This window comes from Rhizorhabdus dicambivorans, from assembly GCF_002355275.1.
Lineage (GTDB): Bacteria > Pseudomonadota > Alphaproteobacteria > Sphingomonadales > Sphingomonadaceae > Rhizorhabdus > Rhizorhabdus dicambivorans.
This window is the reverse complement of record NZ_CP023449.1, coordinates 1156782-1179017: the sequence shown is the minus strand read 5'-3', so window position 1 is coordinate 1179017 and position 22236 is coordinate 1156782. Positions and strand designations below refer to the sequence as shown.

Sequence of the window (22236 nt, the reverse complement as noted above, 5' to 3'; positions counted from 1 at the left end):
CTCTCCTTCCGCGAATTTCATGCAGGCTATCATGCGGCGGCGGCAGCGCAAACTCATCATCCCCATGATGGGGAAAGCCCTTATGTGGCCTGTATAGTTTTCACTTCATAGGCTGTCCCCGCTCATCGATGGAGGGACGGATGGCGGGAAGACTCGCAGGCAAGGTGGCGCTGGTCACGGGCGCGGGGCGCAACATCGGCCGGGCCGAGGCGAAGCTGCTGGCCGAACAGGGCGCCAGGGTGGTGGTCAACGATCTTGGCGGCGGGCCCTATGGCACCGAGGCGGGTGACGCCTCGCTGGCCGACGCGGTCGCACGGGAGATTTGCGATGCGGGCGGCGAGGCGATCGGCCAGTGCTCCAGCGTCGCGACGCGCGAGGGCGCCGAAGCCGCCGTGCAGAAGGCGATCGACGCCTGGGGCCGGATCGACATCCTCGTCAACAATGCCGGCATCGTCCGCCCCGCGCGGATCGATCGGATGACCGACGAGGACTGGCAGCTCTGCGTCGACGTCAGCCTGACCGCGAGCTTCCACACATGCCGGGCCGCCGCCGCGCACATGATCGCGCAACGCTCCGGCGTGATCGTCAACACCGGCTCGCCTTCGGGCTTCGGCCACTGGGGAATGGGCAATTATTCGGCGGCCAAAGAGGGCGTGCTCGGCCTCACCCGGTCGATCGCACGTGACCTGGGCGAGTTCGGGATACGCTGCAACATGATCCGGCCGGTGTCGCACCTGACCGGCACCCACACGCCCGAGATCGACGAGACCATCGCCGAATCGGCGCGGCTGGGCATCCCGCTGCTGTGGAACAAGCCGATGGCGGCACCACGCATGACCGCGCTTCCCGAGCATGTCGCGGCGCTGGTCGTCTGGCTGTGCACCGACGCCGCCGGCCATATCAGCGGACGCGATTTCTACATCCAGGGCGACGAGGTGGCGCTGATCCCCGAACCCGAGGCGATCCGCACCAGCATCAACCCCGGTGGCTGGACGCTCGATGCCTTCGACGAAGATGCCAACCGCACCTATCTTTTCGGGGACATCCCCAACCGGTTCGTCAGACACGGCTGAGGACAAGGAAAATGGCGGGCGGCGCGAAGGCCGACCGCCCCTTCCCCCTTTGGACCGTCAGAAGCGGTAGGAGAGTTCGAGCCCGTAAGTGCGCGGCTCGCCATAGACGCTCGAGATATAACCGGCCTCGTTGTAGATGCCGATCACGCCGATCCGGTAATATTTGTCGAAGACGTTGTTCATGAACAGCGCCGCGCCCAGGCCGGTGCCCGCGATATCGTCGAGGTTCGCACGCAGGTTGACCAGCGCATAGCCGGGCTCGGTGGCAAGCACGTCGTTCTTGTCGAGATGCTGGCGGCTCCGATAGGCGACATTGGCATTCAGCGACGCCGCCCCGACGCTGTCGGCGAGGGGCAACCGGTAGCTCAGATTGGCGCCGAGCTGGTGATGCGGCGCACCGACCAGTTCGAACTCGCCGGCCTGCCGGCCCTGGCTGATGTCGACCTTCACATAGGAATAGAAGGCGGTCAGGTCGATCGGCCCGGACGTCAGCGTCACCTCCAGTTCGCCGCCATAATGCTTCTGGCGGGCGGTGTTGGTGATGATCGTGTTGACGTTACCGGCCGCGTCGATCGACGAGGCCTGCTTCTGGACGTTCTTATAGTCCTGGTAGAAGATCGCGAGATTGGCGCTGAGCGTGGCACCGCCGAGATCGCTGCGGTTCTTCAGGCCGATCTCATATTCCTGCACCGTCTCGGGATTGAATGGCGCCAGCTCGGCAGCCGATGCCGCCCGCAACGAGAAGCCGCCGGCACGGAAGCCCCGCCGGGTCGACACATAGGTGGTCAGCGCGTCGCTTGGCTCATATTGCAGGGTCAGGTCCCAGGTGACATCGTCCCATTTCTTGCTGTTGGTCTGCGGGCAGTTGGCCAGCGACGGCACGGTGCCGTTGGCCAGCCGGAACAGGCAGAGGCCGAGATTGGGATAGAAGGAGGTGACCGTCGCGCGGCGCTTGTCCTCGGTATAGCGGATGCCGGCCGACAGTTTGAACCGGTCGGTGACATTGAAGGTGCCCGCCGCATAGACCGCGCCGGTCTTCGCCTTGCCCTGGCCGATATAGGCATTGAGGAAGGTCGCCGCGGGCGTGGTCAGCGGCAGGCCCTGGCCGGCGATCGCCAGTTCGGGAAACTGGCTGGAGGTCGATCCGTCGGTGCCCTTCTCCAGGAAATAATAGGCGCCGACCACATAGGTCAGCCGGCCGTCGAACGCCTTGCCCTGCGCCTGCAGCTCCTCGCTATACTGCTTGATGTCGCGGAAGCGGTTGCTGTTGATCAGGAAGGCCGGGACCCCGTCCAAATCCATGATCTGGTTGAACTTGACCCGGCGATAGCCTGCGATGTTCTTGATCGTGACGTCACCCAGTTCGATCGAGCTGCGGTTGGTGATGCCGTAATTCTTGAGATGCTCGAACGGCTTGACGCCATAGGCGTCAAGCGAGCCGTCCTCGCCGGCGGCCGTGTCGAAGCGGTAGTGCGGGCGCGCCGCCTGCTGCGCGAACTGGCCCAGCACGTCGGACACGGGAATGCCGAAGCCGCGCAGCGCGCCATAGCCGGCGATCGCGGGCGCGGCGGGATCGGCGGCGGTGCCGACAAGCGCAGTGCCATGCTCACGGGTACGCACCCAGTCGAAGATGGTGGTGGACTCGATCGTCTCGGTCGGATTCAACGCCAGCGAGACACGGAAGCTGTCATAATTCTGGTCGTCATAATCGCGCCCGCTGCTGACGTCCCTCGTGAAGCCATCGCGCTCGCGCATCTTGCCGGCGAAGCGCAGCGCGATGCCGTCCGTCACCGGCACATTGACCATCGCATAGACGTCACGCAGGTCGAAATTGCCGATCTGGCCGCGCAGCTCGGCAGCGAATTGATCGGTCGGCCTCGCCGGCTCTACCAGCACCGCGCCGCCGGTCATGTTACGGCCGAACAAGGTGCCCTGCACGCCCTTCAGCACCTGCACCGACTGGAGATCGTAGAGCGTGTTGGCGAAGCCGATGCTGCGCGCCTGCACGACCTCGGCAAAATAGGTGCCGACCGGCGGATCGGTGAGCAGCTGCGATTCCTGAGTGCGCTGGCCGCGGATCGAGAAGCCCAGCTCGGACCGGGTGGTGCCCTGGTTGGTGAGGCTGAGCGACGGCACGCGCGACTGGAAGCTCAACGCATCGGTGACGCCGCCCTGGGTCAGCGCCTTGCCCGAAAGCGCGCTGACCGAGATCGGCACGTCCTGCAGCGTCTCCTCGCGCCGGCGCGCGGTGACGATGATCTCGCCCGCTTCGTTACCGCTCACCGCCTCGGCTCCGGCGGGCGAGGCAGCGGTCTGCGCGGTGGCGAGCTGGGGCAGCAGCGACACTGCGCAAGCCAGGATAAATCTCTTCCGGATAGCCATTTCGATCCTCCTCCTCATTGCCTCTTCGGGCTGTGTTTCGATGGGAAGAGAACCGCCAAAGACCGCGATGACGCAACGGCACCACAGACCATATCGGCCCTGTGATTTGGACGGGCCGAGGCCCGCGGGCTACGTTTTTTAGTAGACTGTGGTGTGAATGCTACATAGCCGCAGCCGGCGGCGCGCCCAGGTCGACCGCTGCCCAGCCGAAGCGCGGCGCAACCGCCGCATTATTCGCCTCGGCCTGCCATTCGACCGGGTTCACCATCCAGTAGAACAGGCCGTAGACGACATGCGCGCGGATCGCCTCCCAGGCACTCGCCTCGCTTGGGACGCCGATGGCGCCATGGCGGGCGAGCGCGGCAAGGTAGCCGGCGATCAGCCCGCGCTCCCACGCCCGGCGATCGAGCGGATCGAGCGCCGAGATGTAGAAATAAGCGACGTCCTGTGCCCAATGGCCGCGCCGGGCAGTCTGCCAGTCGAGGAAGCCGGGGCGGCCGTCGGCGGTCAGGTACATATTGCCGAGATGGGCGTCGCCATGGATCACGCAGACCGGCCCGTCGGGCGCGAAACGGCGCAATTGCTGGAGCGCGTCGTGCATCGTCGCGCGGTCCCGGCAGACGCGTGGCAGGCCGAGCGCACGGGGCAGGCCCATATAATGCGCCCAGGTTTCGGGCTGGAGCTGGCCCCGGCCGAAATCGCCCCAGGCTTCGTCGGGCAGCGGATCATGCCGCATCAGCCAGCCGAGTTCGCCGTCGTCATCGAGCGCGGGGCTGTTCCACCAGCGCGCGTGGAGCGCGGCGAGATCGTCGAGGAAGGCGGCCGCCTGATCGCGGGTCAGCGGCTGCTGGACCGTGCAGATCTGCGCGCCGGCAGGCCGCAAATCCTCCATCACCACCATGCCCTGATCGGCATTGGCCGCCGCGAACAGGCAGCGCGGCAGGCCGATCGACAGGCGCGGCGCTACCTCCGCGAAGAAACGGGCTTCGGTCTGGTAGCAGAATTTGACCAGCTCGCGATGTTCGGCGAGCCCGGCCTTGACGCACAGCCGCTCGGGCAGGCCGGCGGCGCGCCCGGCCTGGTTATAGACGGCCGTCACCATCATCTTGGTGCCGGTGCCCCAGAGGATATCGGCCACCTCCAGCTGCTCGACGACGACCCCGGGCACCTGTTCCGAAAGCACCTCGCCGAGCCAGCCCGGCGTGACATGCTCGGGCAGCAGCGGCAGCCAGCGGTCGCTCATGGTTCGGAGACGAAGGCGTGGCCGGCCAGCGGCCCGATCCCTTCAACCCCGCCGTCGACCGCGAGGTGGACGCCGTTGATGAAGCGGGCCTCGTCGCTGGCGACGAACAGCACCGCCTGGGCGACATCCCAGGCGTCGCCCTCGATACCCAGCGGGCCGACTTTGCGGCGCGCCTCGCGCATGCTGGCGGGCAGCTTGCTCATCGCGTGCGGGGTCATGACATGGCCGGGCGCGACGGTGTTGACGCGGATACCCTGCCGGCCGTGGAGCACCCCGATCTCGCGCGAAAGCTGCGCCATCGCCGCCTTGGTCGGGCCATAGGCGATCGCACCCATCGCCCGCATGCCGGCGAGCGAGGAAATGTTGACGATCGACCCGCCGCCGCGCGCCGCCATCAGCGGCACCGCATATTTGCTCATCAGCATCACGCTGGTCAGATTGACCGCGATCGTCCGGTTCCACAGGTCGAGAGTCACCGACTCCAGATTGGTCGGCACCGAGATGCCGACATTGTTGACCAGGATGTCGACCCCGCCGAACGTGTCGGCCGCCGCCTTGACCAGCGCCTCGCAATCGCCGGGCAGGCTGACGTCGGCAGCGACGGCGATCGCCTCGCCGCCCTCGGCGCGAATCTGCGCGGCCGTGGCTTCCGCACGGCCGCCGTCGAGATCGGCACAGGCGACCCGCGCCCCTTCCCGCGCCATGATATAGGCGATGGCGCGGCCGATGCCGATCTCGTCCTCCGCCGCCCCGGCACCGGTAACGATCGCGGCCTTGCCGGTCAGCCGGCCGAGATAGCGCGTGGGTTCGGGCATCGTGACTCCTTGCGGCTTACTGGATGGGGCGCATATTGCGGACGATATCCCCGGTGACTGCGGCGATCACCTCCTGGCCGATCCGATAGCGGCCGGGCACGTCGGCGAGCGGCATCTGGTCTCCGCGCAATCCCCGTACGAAGCTGGTCGCATCGAAACGCAGCGCACGGCCGCCGATGGTGACGCCCTCGGCGCCGACCGCGTCGATCGCGCCGACCACCGGCACATTCCCGTTGGACGGCATGATCCGCGTGTCGACCGACAGACGGAAGCGGTCGGAATGGTTGGTGATGCCCGAATGCGGCGTGTTGAGGTCCATCAGCAGCACATCGCCGGGCCGGTAATGGGTGCTGCGCCAGCGCTCCACCTCGATATCCTCCTCGGCGATCGGCAGTATCCTCATGCCGTCCTTGCGGTGCAGGCTGCCGCGCCGATGCACCCCTTCGACCAGCGCCAGCCCGCCGACATCGGGGGTGATCTCGGCCAGCGGAATCCAGCAGATCAGGAAATCGAGCCCGTCATTATAGGTGCCGTCCTGATGGATGAACTCCAGTCGGCGGGCACAGCGGTCCTGCGCCGGCGGCACCTGGCGATGGACGGTGAACGGCACCCAGAAGGGATCGCAACCGAACAGCCGCCGGAAGAAGGAGGCAATGCGCGGATCGCGGTGCAGCACCCGATCGACGCGCCGCTCGTTCATCGCGGTCTCGTTGACCATCTTCGGCATCGCCGACAAGTCGGCGCCGTTGTAGCGCGCCTCGGGGTCCTGCGGATCGGCGACGCCGAGTTCGCTCAGATAATCCATGTAGATCTGCCGCAGTTCGGCGATCGCCTGCCGGTCGAGCACGTCGCGGAAGAACCAGTAGCCGTCGCGATCCCAGGCAGCCTTCAGGCCGGCCGGATCGCCGAGCAGATGATTGGAAACATTATACTCGCCCATCGCGGGGATGAGCGGCGCGGTCGCCATGGTCATCGGCGCTCTCCTGACATTCTCTTATCCGTCCGACTATCCCGGCCGCCACCCCGGCTGGACAGGATGATATCTTGCATTAAGCGGCTGATTCCTGTCAGCATCGCGCCATGCCCGATTTCGCCCTGATCGCTCTTGACGGCGCCTATCATGCCAGCGTCGGGGCGCTGACCGACAGTTTTATCCTGGCCCGCGACCGGATCGAGCAGGTCTTCGCCGACAGCGGGCCGATGCGGATGGAAACGGGGCTGCGGATATTGTCGATCGACGGTGCGCCGATCCGGATGGCCGATGGCCGCCCGCTGGAGGTGGATGGCGCGATCAGCAGCACCGACGAGCACGCCTTCGTCTGGCTGCCCGCCTTCCGCGCGATGGGTTATGCGGCGATGGAGGAAAGGCTGGAGCGTGGCCATGCGCTGCTCGGCTGGCTCCAGCAGCAGGCCGATCGCGGTGCGGTGATCGGCGCGAGCGGGGCATCGGCGCTGTTCCTGATGGCAGCGGGGCTTACCCGCGACATCGCCGTGCCGATCGCGCGGGCGCTGCAACCTGTCGCCCGCGCCCTGTTCCCGCGCCACCGCGCCGAGGAGCAGTTGGGCCTCGCCGATCACGGCGATCTGCTGATCGCCAACGGCATGGGCAACGACCTGGCGCTGATCGTGCGGGCGATGGAGCGAACGCTGTCCCCCGATGTCGGCCGCTGGCTGACCTCCATCATGGGGCTCGACCGCGAGGAAGAGGAATTGCTGGCAAGCGACCCGCTCGTCGCCCGCGCCCAGATCTGGCTGGAGCAGCGTTTCACCGGACCGATCGGCATCCAGCAGCTCGCCGAGGCGCTGTCGACCAGCCAGCCCACCCTTGTGCGGCGCTTCCGCAAGGCGCTGGGTCTGACACCGAAAAGCTACGTCCAGCAGCTCCGCCTCCAGGCCGCGACGCGGATGCTGGAGAAGTCGAACCGCTCGATCGACCGGATCGCCGAACTGGTCGGCTTCTCCGACAGCCGCCTGTTCCGCAGCATGTTCCGCCAGCGGACCGGCATGGCCGCGACCCAATGGCGCGAGGCCGCCCAGGCCCGGCGGAACCGGCCGGGCTGAACAGCAGGCCTCAGTCGTTGCGGCCGGCGGCATGGTGCGCCGCGATCCACGCGAAAACGAAGGAGGCGCCGATGCTGGCCCCCGCCGCCGGATAGCAGCGGCCCATCACCGACGCAGTCGAATTGCCGGTGGCGTAGAGGCCCTGGATCACCGATCCGTCCGCCCTCAGCACCCGTGCATTCTCGTCGGTCAATATGCCGCCGCTGGTGCCGACGTCACCGGGCACCATCTCCATCACATAGAAGGGCGGCTTCTCGATCTTGCCGAGATTGGGATTCGGCTTGACGGTGGGATCGCCGAACCAGTTGTCGTAGCCGCGCCCGCCCCGGTTGAAGTCGAGATCCTTGCCGGTCTCGCAATAGCGGTTGAACTTGGCGACCTCGTCCTTGAGGCCGTGGGGGTCGATCCCCGCCTTCACCGCAAGGTCCTCGATCGTGTCGGCGGTCTTCATCATGCCGCTGTCGAACCAGGACTGGGGCGTTTTGCCCGGCGGATAATAGCCCCAGGCATAACGCTTACGGTGGCGGCTATCGAGGATGACATAGGCCGGCACGTCGTTGCGGTAGAGCCGCTGGCCGTTCTCCATATAGGAGCCGCTTTCGTTCAGGATGCGCCGCCCGTGGCGGTTGACGATGATGCAGTGCGGCTTGGAGATGTCGGTATTGTGCATGTTGGCGGGGCCGCCTTCGGGCACCATCGTTCCCGGCACCCACCAAGCCTGGTCCATCAGGTCGAGCGCGGCGCCATGCTTCTCGGCGATCTCGATCATCTCGCCGGTGTCGCCGGGATTGGCGTTGGTCCATTCAACCGAACTGGGCTGCGGGCCGTATTTCTTGCGCATCTCGGCATTCTTCGAAAAGCCGCCCGCGTTGATCAGCACGCCGTCGCGCGCGCCGATGCGCAGCCGCCTGCCTTCATGCTCGACAATCACGCCGGTCACCCGGCCCTTCTCCTCGACCAGATCGACGACGCCATGGCCGGTGCGCATGTCGATCCCCGCCTTGTCGGCGAGCATCAGCATCCGGCCCTGAAGCGCGCCACCGAAACTGAGGATCGGCACGCCGCGCTTCTTGACCAGCCACATGCGGAACAGCAGCTTCATGCCCTCCCACATGCCCTTGGGCGTGCGGGTGGCGAGGCCGATGATGCCGGCCTTGTCGGTGGGCAGCGGCATCACCATCGGGCCGAGGCGAAGCTTGTCCAACAGCGGCCCCATCGCGCGTCCGTCGAGCATCGGCGCGCCGACCGAACGGCTACGGGTGCAGCCGCCGGGGCGGTCGTCATAATAGTCCGCCCAGCCCTCGGTCCGCAGCCATTTCATGCCCTGCTCTTCCAGCCATTTCATCATGACCGGGCCGTTGCGCAGATAGGCTTCCTTGCGCTCGGGCGAGGCGGCGGGGCCGGCGTCGTTGCCGACGGTCGCATCCATATAGGTGCGGCCCGCCTCGTGGCTGTCGACGATCCCGTCCCGGGCGAGGAGATGGTTGTTGGGGATCCACAGCACGCCGCCCGACATGGCGGTCGACCCGCCCAGCTTATCGGTCTTCTCCAGGATCAGCGGCTGCTTGCCGATCGACTTGAGGTAGAGCGCGGCGGCCATCGATCCGCCGCCGGACCCGCAGATCACGAAGTCCGCGATCTCGTCCCAATCCGGTGCCGCCATCACCGATCCCCGTGCAGATAGGCGAGCAATGTCGCATGGAAATTGCTGATCTCGACCTCCTGGACGGGGCTAGGCCGCGCCGCTTTGAAGGCGCGGGACTTCATCCCCTTCTGGACGGCCTCCATATTCTGGAAGTCCTGCTCCAGGATCAGGCCCCAATCGACCTTGCGCCAGTCATCGGCGACCTCGACCTCGACATTCTTCGGTTCGGCACCCGGCGCGAAGCGCTCGAGCACGTTGACCTCGAAGATGCAGCTATCGGGATCGTCGCCATTGGGCCGCGCCCGATAGAACAGCACGTTGGTCGGCTGCTGGAGGAAGACGAGGTTGGGGAAGATGTTCCAGTCGGTGCCCGCCGCCATCTGCTGCTCGGGGGTGATGGCGGGCCAGGGGCGGCCGGCCTTCTCCGATTCCTCGCGGTGGAACCGGGCGAAGGCGACGTAGATCTCGAACGGGTTGGCCGTCTCGGGCAACTCCATCAGCCGCCGGCCGGCCGCCAGCATCTCGTCGGTCGTGGTCGCCTTCAGCGTGTCCCAGATCTCCTTGTTGAACTCGTAGAGGCCCTTGCGCATGTCGCCGCTCTGATCGCTGATGCGCGGGCTCGGCAGGCCGAACAGGGCGGTCGGCGCATAGCCGAACATCGCATGCTTCCCGAAGGCGCGGGAGAAGGTGTAGTCGTCTTGATAGGGCAGCAGCTGCCGGTGCGTGGTCTGCACATGATAACCTTCCATGAAGGCTTCCTGCGCGGTCTTCCAGTTGCACGGCATGGTGATGCGCTTGCGCCAGACATAGCGCATCCGGTCCATCTCGAACGGATCAAGCAGGGTCTTGGCCTCGCCGAGATGGTCTTCCAGACTCTCGCTGTCGGGGTCCATGTTGATGAACAGCCAGCCGCCCCAGCTCGCGACCTTCACCGATTGCAGCGTGATCTCGCCATCCTGGAGCAGATCGCCCCAGTCCTTGCGGTCGACCACCTCGGCCGGCTTGCCGTCGAGCGTCCATTGCCAGCCATGATATTTGCAGTGGAACTTGCCCATCCGGCCGCAGCCGGCGGTCAGCCGCCGTCCGCGATGCGGGCAGACATTATGGTAGGCGGCGACGGTTCCGTCGGTCTTGCGCACCACCGCGATCGACTCGTCGGCGATGTCATAGGTGTAGAAATCGCCGGGGTTGGGGATTTCCTCCTCGCGGCAGGCGATCTGCCAGACGCGCGGCCACAGCCTTTCCTTCTCGAGCTTCACATAGTCGGGCGAGATATAGGCGTCGGCCGGGACATAGTCTGGCCGGACCGCCCCGCTCCCCGCTGTCGTCACCTTGCTGATCTCGTTCATTCTTCCATCCTCTCCCCGGCTTTCATGTCAGGCCCTGGCGGGCCCCTGGGGAAACCGCATGTCGAACACGCCCTCGGCGATGCGGTTGAGCAATATCTCTATCGCGCCGCCCGCGATCATCCACCCGCGTGTGCGGCGCAGGCAATATTCGACGAGGCCATCCTGGCTGTAGCCGCTGCCGCCCATGATCTGCATTGCCTCATTCGCACAGTCGAAGCCGGCGCGGTTGCAGGCGACCTTGGCGATCGCGGTCTCGTCGGGCGAGGGCAGGCCCTTGTCGGCGTTGGTCGCGGCCCGGTACAGCAGCAGCTGCGCGGCATCGAGCTTCAGCTTCATCTCGGCGAACTTCCATTGCAGGCCCTGGAACTCGCACAGCGCCCGGCCAAACTGCTTGCGCGTCTTGGCATGCTCGACCGCCGCGTTGAAGGCATAGCGGCCCAGCGCCAGGCTGCGCGCGGTGTTGCCGATCCGCTCGACATTGAAGCCGCTCATCTGCTTCTTGAACCCGCCCGGGCCCAGCAGCACCTTCTCCTTCGGCACATAGACATTATCGAAGAAAAGCGGGTTCCATTCCTCGCCGGACAGGAAGCGGACCGGCTTGCCGAAGCTGAACCCCTCCTGCCCGCGCTCGATCAGCACCGAGCCGATATTGCCGGTGCCGGGGCCATAGCGGACATAGACCAGGAAGACGGTGGCGTGGGTGCCATGGGTGGTGAAGATCTTCTGACCGGTGATACGGAAACCATCGCCATCGGGAACCGCGGTGGTGGTCAGCTCGGTCACCGCCGAGCCCGCATTGGGCTCGGTCATCGCCACCGATATCAGCCCTTCGCCCTTCAGCAGCGGCGCCAGATATTGCTCCTTCTGCGCATCGCTGGCGAACTGGGCGAAGGTGCGGATCGCGCCGAAATTGCCGGCCTGAACCACATCCGCCGAGCGCGGGCAGACCGAGGCGATCGTCTCGATCGCGATCACCGCATCCATCAGCGATCCGCCGAGCCCGCCCTTGTCTTCCGGGATGGTGATCCCGATCAGGCCCTGTTCGGCCATCATCCGGGCGATTTCCCACGGATAATCGTCGCTGTGCGCCCGTTCGAGCGCGCCCGCCGCCAGATGGCGCTGCGCGAAGGCCGCCACGGCATCGCGGAACATCGTCTGCTCTTCGGTCAGGTCGAACTGCATCAACAAAGCTTCCCTTGGTGTCGCGCGGTTACGCGCATCGTCGCACCCTTGGCCTAAATCGCGATCGGTGCGATGCGAAGGCGGACGGCTAACCCTTCACATCCACGATACCTCTGGCCCGCGCCCGCGCTTTTATTGACAGTCCGCCCCGCCGGTAGCTTCTGCAAGATCGGAATATCGTCAAAATGAGAGCCGACACCGCCATCATGACCCAGGTAAACGACAAGATTTCGACGCGTATCGACGGCGACATCGGCTTCATCTGCAGCAACAATCCACCGGTCAACGCGCTGGGCCAGGCGGTGCGCGCCGGCGTGGTGGAAGCACTGGAGGCGTTGAACGCCGATCCGGCGGTCAAGGCGATCGTGCTCTATTGCGAAGGACGGACCTTCTTCGCCGGCGCCGACATCACCGAGTTCAACAAGCCGCGCGTGCCCCCGACCATCCAGGAGATGATCCTGGCGCTGGAGAATTCGCCCAAGCCGGTGATCGCGGCGATCCACGGCACCGCATTGGGCGGCGGCTTCGAGACCGCGCTGGGCTGCCCGTTCCGGGTCGCCATCCCCTCCGCCAAGGTGGGCCTGCCCGAGATCAACCTGGGCCTGTTCGCGGGCGGCGGCGGCACCCAGCGCCTGCCGCGCATCATCGGCCCTGAAAAGGCGCTGGAGTTCGTGCTGTCGGGCAAGCCGGTAAGCGCGGCCCAGGCGCTGGCGCTCGGCATCCTCGACGCGGTCGAGGAAGGCGCCCCCGACGCGATCGGCGCGGCCTTCGCACGGCGGGTGATCGACGAGAAGCTGACGGCGGTGCCGGTCAGCCGCCGCGACGACAAGATCGCCGCGACCCGCGCCGATCCGAGTGCCTTCGACGCGCTGGCGGCGAAGCTGACGGCACGGAGCAAGGGGCAGGAGGCGCCCGCGGCCAACGTCGCCTCGGTCCGCCGCTCCTTCACCCTGCCGTTCGACGAAGCGATGGCGATAGACGCCGAGGCCAATCGCGCGCTGATGGCGGGCAGCCAGTCTCGCGCGCTGCGCCACCTGTTCTTCGCCGAGCGCGAGGCCGCCAGAATCCCGGGCCTGCCCGAGGGCGCGAAGGCGCGCGACGTTGCCAAGGCGGCGATCATCGGCGCGGGCACGATGGGCGGCGGCATCGCGATGTGCTTCGCGGGGGCCGGCATCCCGGTCGCCGTGATCGACACCACCCAGGAAGCGCTCGATCGCGGCATGGAGCGGGTCCGAACAAACTACGCCACCTCGGTCAAGCGCGGCTCGATCAGCCAGGCGCAGATGGACGAACGGCTGGCGCTGATCACGCCCGCGGTCGACCGCGCCGCCGTAGCCGATGCCGATGTGGTGATCGAGGCGGTGTTCGAGGACATGGCCGTCAAGCAGGAGATCTTCGCCGATATCGAGAAGCGGGTGAAGCCGGGCACGGTGCTCGCCTCCAACACCTCGGCGCTCGACGTCGACGAGATCGCGTCGGTGCTGGAGCGGCCGGGCGACTTCGTCGGCATGCACTTCTTCTCGCCGGCCAACGTCATGAAGCTGCTGGAGGTGGTAAAGGCCGCCAAGACCAGCCCCGAAGCGATCCTCACCGCGATGGCGGTGGGCCGCAGGATCGGCAAGATGCCGATCCTGTCGGGCAATTGCGACGGCTTCATCGGCAACCGCATGGTCGCCAAGCGATCGGCCCAGGCCGAACGGCTGCTCCAGCAGGGTGCCTTCCCCCAGCAGGTCGATGCGGCGCTGACCAATCTGGGCTTCCCGATGGGGCCGCTGACCACCAACGACATGTCCGGGCTCGACATCGGCTATTCGATCCGCAAGCGGCGCGGCACGCCCTTCCCGATCGCCGACGCGATCGTGGAGAGCGGCCAGCTCGGCCAGAAGACCGGCTCCGGCTATTATCGCTACGAGCCCGGCGACCGCACGCCGCGCCCCAATCCGCAGACCGAGGCGCTGATCCTGGAAACGTCCAAGAGGCTGGGCATCGAGCGGCGCGACATGTCCGAAAGCGAGATGGTCGAACGGCTGCTGTTCCCGCTGATCAATGAGGGTGCCCGCATCATCGAGGAGGGGATCGCGCTCCGCCCCTCTGACGTCGATCTGGTCTGGATCAACGGCTATGGCTGGCCGCGCCATCTGGGCGGGCCGATGTTCCATGCCGACGAGGCGGGCCTGCCCCATATCGTCGCGCGCCTGCGCGCCTTCGCGGCCGACACGCCGGGCGATCCCTCGCTCCAGCCCGCCGCACTGCTCGTCGAGCTGGCCGAGAAGGGACAGGGTTTTTCCGAATGGCAGAAGAGCCGCGCCGCCAACTGATCATCGCGCCGGGCCGCCGGCCGCAACAGGGTTTCGAGGAGAGTTTCATGAGTGACAACGAGTTCCAGCGCGAGATCGACTATAGCGAGTTCGATTTCTTCACGGTCGAGATCGGCGAGGACGGCGTCGGCGTCGTCACCATGAACGATCCCGACAAGCTCAACGCGGTCGGCCCGCATAACCATTGGCAACTCGAGGACATCTGGCTGAAGCTGGCCCGCGACGAGCGGATCAAGGTGATCGTGCTGACTGGCGCCGGCAAGGCCTTCTCGGCCGGTGGCGACATCAAGCTGATGGCCGAGCGCGCCCAGACCGAATATGGCCTGAAATACGCTTTGCGCGTGCCGATCAACACGCTTCGCATCTGGGATCAGATCCTGATGACGCCGCAGCCGATCATCGCCGCGGTGAACGGCGACGCGATCGGCCTCGGGACCTCGCTTTTCGCTTTCTGCGACATGAGCATCGTCGCCGAAGACGCCAAGCTGGGCGACACCCATGTCCGCGTCGGCCTCGTCACCGGCGACGGCGGATCGGTGATGTGGCCGCTGCTGGTCGGCCCGCAGAAGGCCAAGGAATATCTGATGCGCGGCAAGCTGCTCAACGGCCGGAAGGCCGAGGAGATCGGCCTGGTCAACTATGCCTTCCCGAAGGAGCAGGTGCTCGACGAGGCGATGAAGATCGCGCGCGAGATCGCCGGTCAGCCGATGTGGGCCGTGCGCTGGTCCAAGGCGGCGGTGAACAAGTGCATCCGCGACCAGGTCAACCTGACCGGCGAGCTGTCGATCGCCTATGAGGCGATGACGATGCTGACCCAGGACTACAAGGCGGCGACCCAGGCCTTCGCGAACAAGGAAAAGCCGGTCTTCAAGGGCTATTGATCGACATGGCCGCCTATCGGGGCAAGGACGACATCCAGACGGTCGCCGCGATCGGCTCCGGCGTGATCGGCGGCGGCTGGGTTGCCGCCTTCCTCGGCGGCGGCCGCGCGGTGCGGCTGTACGATCCCGCACCCGATGCCGGGCCGAAGACGCGAGACCATGTCGCCCGCGCCTGGCCGCAAATGGCGGCGCTGGGGCTCGCCCGCGCCGATGACGACTGGTCCGGCCGGCTCTCCTTCCACGACCGGCTCGACGATGCGGTGGAGGGTGCCGACTTCGTCCAGGAAAGTACGCCCGAACGCATCCCGATCAAGCGGGCGCTGTTCGAGGAACTCGACCGGCTGGTGCCCGCCGACATTCTGGTCGGCAGCAGCACCTCCAGCCTGCCGATCAGCGAATTGCAGGCCGGCCTCGCCACCGCGGGCCGCTTCGTCCTCGGCCATCCGTTCAACCCGGTCCATCTGATCCCGCTGGTCGAGGTGGGAGGCGGCGAGGCGACCGACGCGGCGGCGATCGATACCGCGCAGGCCTTCTATGTCGCGCTGGGCAAGGAGCCGGTCCGCCTCAACCGCGAGATATTCGGCCATATCGCCAATCGGCTGACCAGTGCGATGTTTCGGGAGGCCGTCCGGCTGGTGGCCGAAGACTATGCGACCGTCGGCGACATCGACAAGGCGATCCGCTTCGGCCCCGCGCTCAAATGGGCGATCCAGGGCCAGTTCACCACCTTCCACACATCGGGCGGTGCCGGCGGCTTCGCCGATTTCCTGCCCAAATTCGCGCCCGGCATCGTACAGCGCTGGGAGACGATGGCCGACCCGCCGCTGGCCGATCCCACGCTGCAGGCCAAGCTGGTCCACCAGATCGAAGAGGCCGCTGCGGGGCAGAGCGTCGAGGAGATCGCGCGGCGGCAGGACATGCTGCTGATGGAAATGCTCGCCCTGTTCGCGCAGGAGGGGTCTTGATCGGTTTCATCCGGCTATTGTTCAAAAACATCCCTCACTTTAGCGCCGCGAAAGCGTCTTCTGTGCAGTGACGTCCCGAGGCGTCGAGTCCCGTAGAACGGAGAGGTTCCATGTCTGTCGCAACGCTCAGCCGGCCCGATGCCGAGGATATCAAGGTCACCGATGTCCGGCCCGATCGCGAGCTCGAAAGCTGCAACCATCTGCTCGAAGACCATGACGCGCTCGAGCGCTTCTATCAGGACAATGGCTATATCCTGCTGCGCGGCGTGTTCGATCCGGCCGCCGTGGCAGAAGCGCGCGATGCGATGCTCAAGGTTGCCGAGAAGCTTGGCCTGGCCCGCGCCGACGACCCGGAAGGGAAATATATCGGCGGCGCCTTCGATGGCGGCATGGAGGAAAGCGATCTTTATTCGGGCATCGCCGCGAAGCTGATCGAGCATCCCGCCAACCTGGCGGTGATGGAGAAGGTGCTGGGCGAACCGGCCTGCGCGGTGCCGATCGTCCAGTATCGCACCTATCCGCCGAACGGCCCGACCACCGTCGTCCATCAGGACGGCTTCTACAGCCCCGGCATCCAGGACTATAAACCGGTCTGGATCACGCTGACGCCCTGCACCCGCGAGATGGGCGGGCTGGCGCTGGCGGTGGGCCAGAACAAGCGCGGCTTCTTCCACAACACCGCCAAGCCCGCGCCCTATCCGATCCCACGCGACGCGATCCCCGACGACGCCTGGGCGACCACCGATTACATGCCTGGCGACGTTCTGATCGTGAACCCCTACACCCCGCATTGCGGCATGCCCAACCATTCGGACCGGCTGCGCATCTCGTTCGACTCGCGGGTCCAGTCGGCCTCCAACCCCAGCGCGATCGCCGCCACCGTGACGGCTGTGACGCCCGACTCGATTACCGTCGATGCCGGCGCGCGCGGCACGATCACGCTGAAGGTGGACGAGGGCACCTTCATCCGGGTGCTGCACCCCGGCAAGCGTGAGCCCTTCGAAGGCTTCGCCGACTATACCAGGCCAGGAATGCGGCTGGTGGTGGTCCGCGACGGCGACCGTGCAGTGATGCTGCGCAAGGCATCGGAAGGCTGAGACAAAGCGTCGTCCCGGCGAACGCCGGGGCGACGGTCAGGCCGCTGCGTAGACCCCGCCCATCGCCGCCAGCCGCGCCAGATGATGGTCGCGGTCGCCGAGCAAAGCGTCGATCGCGGTCAGCCGCTTGAAGGCGTGACCCACCTTATATTCGGCGGTGATACCGATTGCGCCGTGCATCTGCACCGCCTCCTGCCCGACGATCCGGCCGGACTTGCCGATCTGCGCCTTGGCGGCCGCGATGTTGCGGCGGCGCTGGTCCACCTCGCCACCGAGCGACAAGGCGGCGAGCACCGCCATGCTGCGCGACAGTTCGAGCTGCATCAGCATGTCAACAGCGCGGTGCTGGAGCGCCTGGAAGCTGCCGATCGCAACACCGAACTGCTGGCGCGTCTTGAGATAGTCAACCGTGATGTCGAAGGTCTCGGCCATTGCGCCGACCGCCTCGGCGGCAAGCGCGGCGCGCGCTTCGTCGAACACCTTGTCGAGGATCGCTTCGCCATCGCCCGCCGTGCCGATCAGCGCGTCGGCGCCGACCGTCATGCCCGACAGGCGGACCGAGGCCACCGGCACTCCGTCATAGCCCCGCGCGCCCTCGATCGAGACACCCTCGGCGCGGGCATCGACGAGGAACAGGCCGAGCCCCTGCCCGGTCGTTGCGCTGACGATCAGCGTGTCGGCGCTCTGGCCGTGGATCACCGCGATCTTGGCGCCATCGAGCGTCCAGCCGCCGCCTGTCTCACGCGCCGTCGTGCGGACCGCCAGGGTGTGACGCGCGATGCCCGCCTCGTCATGGGCGAGCGCAAGAATATGCTCGCCCGCGACCAGACCCGGCACGATCCCGGCGCGCTGCGCCGCCGAGGCGCCATGGCGGAGCACGCCGCCCGCCAGTACCACCGTCGCGAAATAGGGCTCGACCATCAGGCCGCGACCGATCGCCTCCATGATCAGCATCATCTCGACGCCGCCGCCGCCGAAGCCGCCATCCTCCTCGGCGAAGGGCAGGCCGAGCAGGCCCATCTCCGCGAGCCCGGCATAGGCCTCGCGGCTCCAGCCTTCATCGCCGCGCAACGCGTGCTCGCGTTTGGAGAATTCATAAGTCTCCGCGATATAGCGGGTGACCGTCTCGCTGAGCATCTTCTGCTCGTCGGTGAGTTCAAAATCCATTTCTGGTCACAGCCCCAGCATCGTCTTGGCGATGATATTCTTCTGAATCTCGTTCGATCCGCCGAAGATCGAGACCTTGCGCATCGTGAAGTAGAAGGGCGCCGCCGCCGCGATCCAGCCCTGGTCGGGATCGCCGGGCGCACCATGCGCGGCGGTGGCGAGTCCGGCCGGCCCGGCCAGCTCCAGCACCAGCTCGGTCATGCGCTGCTGCATCTCGGTGCCCTTCACCTTCAGGATCGAGGCCGCCGCATTGGCGCCGCCACCATGGGCATCGGCCGAGACGACGCGCAACTGTGTCAGTTCCAGCGCGCGCAGCTCAACCTCGACCTCGGCCAGCTTGAAGGCGAGGCGCTGCTGCTCGGCCGTGGTCAGCGTTCCGTCATCGGCGAGCCGGCGCTCAAGACTGCGAAGCTGCGACAGCCGCTCCTTGGACAGGCCGATGCGGGCGATGCCGCTGCGCTCGCTGCCGAGCAGGTGCTTGGCGACGTCCCAGCCCTTGCCTTCCTCGCCAACGAGATTGGCGACCGGCACGCGGACATCGTCGAAGAACACCTCGTTCGCGTCATGACCGCCGTCGATCGTCTCGATCGGCCGCACGGTGATGCCGGGCGTCCCCATGTCGAGCAGCAGGAAGCTGATGCCCTGCTGCTTACGGCCGCTATTGTCGGTGCGGAACAGGCCAAACATCCAGTCGGCATGCTGCGCCTGGGTGGTCCAGATCTTCTGGCCGTTGAGCACATAATGGTCGCCGTCCCGGACAGCGCTGGTCTTGAGGCTGGCGAGGTCCGATCCGGCACCGGGCTCGGAGAAGCCCTGGCACCACCAGATATCGAGATTGGCGGTGGCGGCCAGGAAACGCGCCTTCTGCTCGTCGGTGCCGAAGCGGCACAGTACCGGGCCGATCATGTTGACGTTGAACGGCGATCCCTCGGGCGCATGGGCGAGCGCCATCTCCTCCTGGAAGATGTAGCGCTGCGCCGGCGTCCAGGCCTGGCCGCCATATTGGACGGGCCAGTGCGTCACCGCCCAGCCGCGCGCGTTGAGGATGCGCTGCCAGCGGACAGTATCGTCCTTTTCCAGATGCTCGCGGTCGATCATCTTGCGGCGCAGATCGTCGGGCAGCGCCTCCCGGAAGAAGGCGCGCACCTCGTCGCGGAAGGCGATCTCCTCGGGCGTGAAATCCAGGTTCATCGTAATATTCCCGTTGGTCGGCGATCATCCCCACCAGTCTTTGGGGGCGGGTGTCAACGCGGCGGCGGGCAGCCTTCACATGCCCGATATTGCCTGAAGGTCGAGCAGCACCCGTCCACGTCCCGGCGTGCGGGCCAGCGCGATGGCGCGATCGGCTTCGGCAAGCGGGAGCACCGCCTGGATCGGCAGGTCCGCCGCACCCCCGGCTACAGCTGCGGCGATCGCCGCGGCCATCGCTTCGCGGGTGGTAGGGGTCATCCGCGCCTCGACGCGGCGCAAGGTGAAGCCCCTGACGGTCAGGCCGCGCCCGGTGAGCAGCGTCGAGGGAATGCTTGCCGGCTCGCCCGACAGATGGCCGAAGACAAGGAGAACGCCGTCCTCTTCAAGGCAGGCGGCAAGGCGACCGCTTGCGGACCCGGCGACGCAATCGAGCGCGGCGCGGATAGGCTGGCTGGCCGCCGCCGCGCGGACCGCCCCCGCGAGATCGCCGTCGTCTGGAAATGCAGCGATCTCGGACGGTGCTGAGCCCCGACGTCCCACGTCGATCACTGTTATGTCACGCATTGCCGCGAAGCTGCGAACCCAATGGGCGACGGCCGAATGGGCGGCGTTCTGGACGATGCAATCACCCGGGCCTGCGCCGCTCATGTCGAGCAGCAGCCAGGCCGTCGCCGGATTGATCCGCAGCATCGCCGCCTGTTCGGGTGCGACTCCCGGCGGCACCGGCATCACCCTTGCCCGGTCGAGCCGACGCCAGCTCGTCCAGTTGCCGCGATCGAGCGGGAGGACGAGATCGCCGGGACGGAGATCCAGAACCCCCTCGCCCGCCTGCTCAACCATGCCGATCCCTTCGGCCCCGATCGGTGCCCCGGGATCGAGCGTCAGGGCGTAGCGCCCGTCAATGGCGAGGAGGTCGGCCGGATTGACCGGCGCGAACAGCATCCGGACAAGCAGGCCACCGGGCTCGGGCGGGCCGGGCATCGGCACGGGCATCGGCCGGACCTCGCCCGCCGTGCCGGCCAATATGGCGATATTGGCCGGCGGGCTCATTCCGTGGTCGATGGCGTCAGGCGAAGTGGCGCCGATAGCTGATGATCTTCACATTGTCGTTCATGCGGACGAAGCTGTTGTCCGCCATCTCCTTGACGTCCGAACGATCGGCCGCGTCGATCTCCTCGCGATGGTCGAGCAGCGCGGCGATGATCTCGCCCGAGCGCCGGGCGATCACCTCACGCGAGGCCAGCACGCTGATCACCAGCCGGTCCATGCCGCGCCGCGCCGGCAGCAGCACCGCGATGCAGCCCGTGCCGTCGGCCTCGTCGGTGATGAGCCAGCCTTGCTCACGCAGCCTGGCCAGTTCCTCCATCACATCGGCAAGGCGGACATGACGCTCGGGATCGCTTTCCTCAGCGTTGAGCCGATGCACCGCCGACCGCACATGATCGTTCTGGTAGCTCGAGAGCAGCAGCTTGCCCTGCGGGCTGTGCAGCAGCGGCAGCGTATCGCCGACATGCGCGTCGACCGCATCCTCGCCCGGGCCATGCATGACGTGGAGATGCTGGACGACATAGTTGGAAGCCGTCGACAGGATCACCGTCTCGCCGATCAGGTCGGCCACGCGGTCGATCGCCGACAACACCGGCCCGCCACGGAACAGCGCCGGCTTCACCCAGGCGCCGAGCAGGGCGACACGCGCGGTCGGGCTATAGGTGCGGCGGAAGCGGTTATAGTGGAGATAGCCGAGCCGCGTCAGGCAGCGCAGCAGTTCCGACGTGCTCGACTGCGGGTAGGACAGCTTGCGCGACATGTCCATCACCGTCGCGTAGCGCCTGTCCTGATCAAAATATTCGAGAATTTCGAGGACGCGGTGCGCCGACTTGATCGTTCTCGGGTCGCTGTTGGCCATCGATGCTCTCCCTCTCCTGAGACTCGCTGATCCTGCCTCCGGGGTAGCATCACAAATACGATGCGTAAAGTTTTTTCGAATTGTGTTCGAATATTCGAACGATTATGTCCGAAATGGAGGATGCAAAGAGAGCGGAAAATGACATCATCGACGGGGGAGAAGGGGCGCACGCCCAAGGGACCGAAGGCGATAGGGCGCGTGCTCGATCTGCTGCTATTGCTGTCGAAGCATCGCGAGGGACTGAGCCTCGCCGAGATCAGCACGGCGATGGCCGTGCCCAAGAGCACCTTCCTCGATACGCTGCGCGGCCTGTGCGACCTGCGCTACCTGATGCAGGAGGAGGGCCGCTACCGGCTGGGTCCAGTCGCCTATCGCCTGGCGGGACACATCATGTCGACCTGGTCGGCGCCCGACATCGTCCGGCAGCCGGTGAAGATGCTGGCGCGGGCGACGCACGAGTCGGTGGGCTTCGCCATTGCCGACTGGGAGATCGGCCAGGCCATCTATACCGAGGCGATCAACAGCACCCAGCCGGTGCGTTATGCGATGCATGTCGGCATCCGCGCCCCGCTCTACGCCAGCGCGGCCGGGCGGGTGCTGCTGGCCTATGCCGAGCCGGCCCGCATCACGGCCTATCTGCGGCGCGCCAAGCTGCGGGCGCTGACCGACAGCACGCGCACCACAGAGTCCGAGATCATGGCGCACCTCGAGGAGATACGGCGGATCGGCTACTGCGCCAGCTTCGGCGAGATGCTGAGCGACACCGCCGCGCTATCGGTGCCGGTGTTCGGCCCGGACGATCAGGCGATCGGGGCGATGATGCTGGCCGCGCCGCTCGATCGCATGCGGGTCAATTATGACAGCTTCCTGCAGATGTTGATCGATGCGGGGCATGAGGCTTCCGGCCAACCGGTGACCCCGGTGCCGGAGATCGGCCAGGGGGACTGACGCGCGCCAGCCC

18 protein-coding genes are annotated in these 22236 nt (G+C 66.5%); 7 read left to right on the top strand and 11 right to left on the bottom strand.

The genetic code is table 11. The features are described from left to right. The first annotated feature begins 140 nt into the window (after window positions 1-140). Window positions 141-1073 carry an SDR family NAD(P)-dependent oxidoreductase gene (locus tag CMV14_RS05620; RefSeq protein ID WP_066967795.1) on the top strand — a complete coding sequence of 311 codons (933 nt, stop codon included), beginning with the start codon at window positions 141-143 and terminating at the stop codon, window positions 1071-1073. A gap of 57 nt (window positions 1074-1130) precedes the next feature. Here CMV14_RS05620 and CMV14_RS05615 read toward each other — a convergent pair whose 3' ends face one another. The 4 genes from CMV14_RS05615 to CMV14_RS05600 form a co-directional block, all read right to left on the bottom strand. Continuing rightward, window positions 1131-3455: a TonB-dependent receptor gene (locus CMV14_RS05615; protein ID WP_066967797.1), complete on the bottom strand. Its 2325-nt coding sequence runs from the start codon at window positions 3453-3455 to the stop codon at window positions 1131-1133. Window positions 3456-3615: 160 nt separating this feature from the next. Next, window positions 3616-4698, bottom strand: a complete 1083-nt coding sequence (locus CMV14_RS05610) for a phosphotransferase (protein ID WP_066967799.1) — start codon at window positions 4696-4698, stop codon at window positions 3616-3618. Continuing rightward, complete coding sequence (locus CMV14_RS05605; protein WP_066967801.1) at window positions 4695-5513, bottom strand: SDR family NAD(P)-dependent oxidoreductase; 819 nt, start codon at window positions 5511-5513, stop codon at window positions 4695-4697. Before CMV14_RS05605 ends, CMV14_RS05610 begins: the two co-directional genes overlap by 4 nt. Before the next feature lie 16 nt (window positions 5514-5529). Beyond that, on the bottom strand, window positions 5530-6486 hold the full coding sequence (locus tag CMV14_RS05600; RefSeq protein ID WP_066967804.1) for a phytanoyl-CoA dioxygenase family protein: 957 nt from the start codon (window positions 6484-6486) through the stop codon (window positions 5530-5532). 107 nt (window positions 6487-6593) lie between these two features. Between CMV14_RS05600 and CMV14_RS05595 the strand changes: the two genes are divergently transcribed. Continuing rightward, entirely contained in the window at window positions 6594-7574 is a 981-nt protein-coding gene (locus CMV14_RS05595) for a GlxA family transcriptional regulator (protein WP_066967807.1), read from the top strand. Between the two features lie 10 nt (window positions 7575-7584). Here the strand turns inward: CMV14_RS05595 and CMV14_RS05590 are convergent, their stop codons facing one another. Genes CMV14_RS05590 through CMV14_RS05580 form a run of 3 tightly spaced genes read right to left on the bottom strand, consistent with a single transcriptional unit; the run spans window position 7585 to window position 11750 of the window. After that, window positions 7585-9237, bottom strand: a complete 1653-nt coding sequence (locus CMV14_RS05590) for an FAD-binding protein (protein WP_066967810.1) — start codon at window positions 9235-9237, stop codon at window positions 7585-7587. Next, the gene (locus CMV14_RS05585) at window positions 9237-10568 is read right to left on the bottom strand and encodes an aromatic ring-hydroxylating oxygenase subunit alpha (RefSeq protein WP_066967813.1); all 1332 of its coding nucleotides are present in this window, start codon (window positions 10566-10568) and stop codon (window positions 9237-9239) included. Before CMV14_RS05585 ends, CMV14_RS05590 begins: the two co-directional genes overlap by 1 nt. A gap of 27 nt (window positions 10569-10595) precedes the next feature. Then, window positions 10596-11750, bottom strand: a complete 1155-nt coding sequence (locus CMV14_RS05580; protein WP_066967816.1) for an acyl-CoA dehydrogenase family protein — start codon at window positions 11748-11750, stop codon at window positions 10596-10598. 185 nt (window positions 11751-11935) lie between these two features. On the opposite strand from CMV14_RS05580, the gene CMV14_RS05575 reads away from it, so the two are divergent. The 4 genes from CMV14_RS05575 (at window position 11936) to CMV14_RS05560 (ending at window position 17011) form a co-directional block, all read left to right on the top strand. After that, the gene (locus tag CMV14_RS05575) at window positions 11936-14068 is read left to right on the top strand and encodes a 3-hydroxyacyl-CoA dehydrogenase NAD-binding domain-containing protein (protein ID WP_238147198.1); all 2133 of its coding nucleotides are present in this window, start codon (window positions 11936-11938) and stop codon (window positions 14066-14068) included. Between the two features lie 47 nt (window positions 14069-14115). After that, a complete protein-coding gene (locus tag CMV14_RS05570; RefSeq protein WP_066967867.1) occupies window positions 14116-14949 on the top strand; it encodes an enoyl-CoA hydratase/isomerase family protein in 834 nt (277 codons plus the stop codon). Between the two features lie 5 nt (window positions 14950-14954). Then, on the top strand, window positions 14955-15914 hold the full coding sequence (locus CMV14_RS05565; RefSeq protein WP_066967871.1) for a 3-hydroxyacyl-CoA dehydrogenase NAD-binding domain-containing protein: 960 nt from the start codon (window positions 14955-14957) through the stop codon (window positions 15912-15914). 110 nt (window positions 15915-16024) lie between these two features. Further along, entirely contained in the window at window positions 16025-17011 is a 987-nt protein-coding gene (locus CMV14_RS05560) for a phytanoyl-CoA dioxygenase family protein (RefSeq protein WP_066967819.1), read from the top strand. A 36-nt stretch (window positions 17012-17047) separates the two neighbouring features. Here the strand turns inward: CMV14_RS05560 and CMV14_RS05555 are convergent, their stop codons facing one another. The 4 genes from CMV14_RS05555 to CMV14_RS05540 all read right to left on the bottom strand — a co-directional run bounded on the left by CMV14_RS05555 (window position 17048) and on the right by CMV14_RS05540 (window position 21275). Then, window positions 17048-18178, bottom strand: a complete 1131-nt coding sequence (locus CMV14_RS05555; RefSeq protein ID WP_066967822.1) for an acyl-CoA dehydrogenase family protein — start codon at window positions 18176-18178, stop codon at window positions 17048-17050. Between the two features lie 6 nt (window positions 18179-18184). After that, on the bottom strand, window positions 18185-19369 hold the full coding sequence (locus tag CMV14_RS05550; RefSeq protein ID WP_066967826.1) for an acyl-CoA dehydrogenase family protein: 1185 nt from the start codon (window positions 19367-19369) through the stop codon (window positions 18185-18187). A 75-nt stretch (window positions 19370-19444) separates the two neighbouring features. Continuing rightward, a complete protein-coding gene (locus CMV14_RS05545; RefSeq protein WP_066967829.1) occupies window positions 19445-20419 on the bottom strand; it encodes an MDR family NADPH-dependent oxidoreductase in 975 nt (324 codons plus the stop codon). A 16-nt stretch (window positions 20420-20435) separates the two neighbouring features. Continuing rightward, complete coding sequence (locus CMV14_RS05540) at window positions 20436-21275, bottom strand: IclR family transcriptional regulator (protein ID WP_066967832.1); 840 nt, start codon at window positions 21273-21275, stop codon at window positions 20436-20438. 138 nt (window positions 21276-21413) lie between these two features. Between CMV14_RS05540 and CMV14_RS05535 the strand changes: the two genes are divergently transcribed. Further along, entirely contained in the window at window positions 21414-22223 is an 810-nt protein-coding gene (locus tag CMV14_RS05535) for an IclR family transcriptional regulator (RefSeq protein ID WP_066967834.1), read from the top strand. Window positions 22224-22236 lie beyond the last annotated feature (13 nt).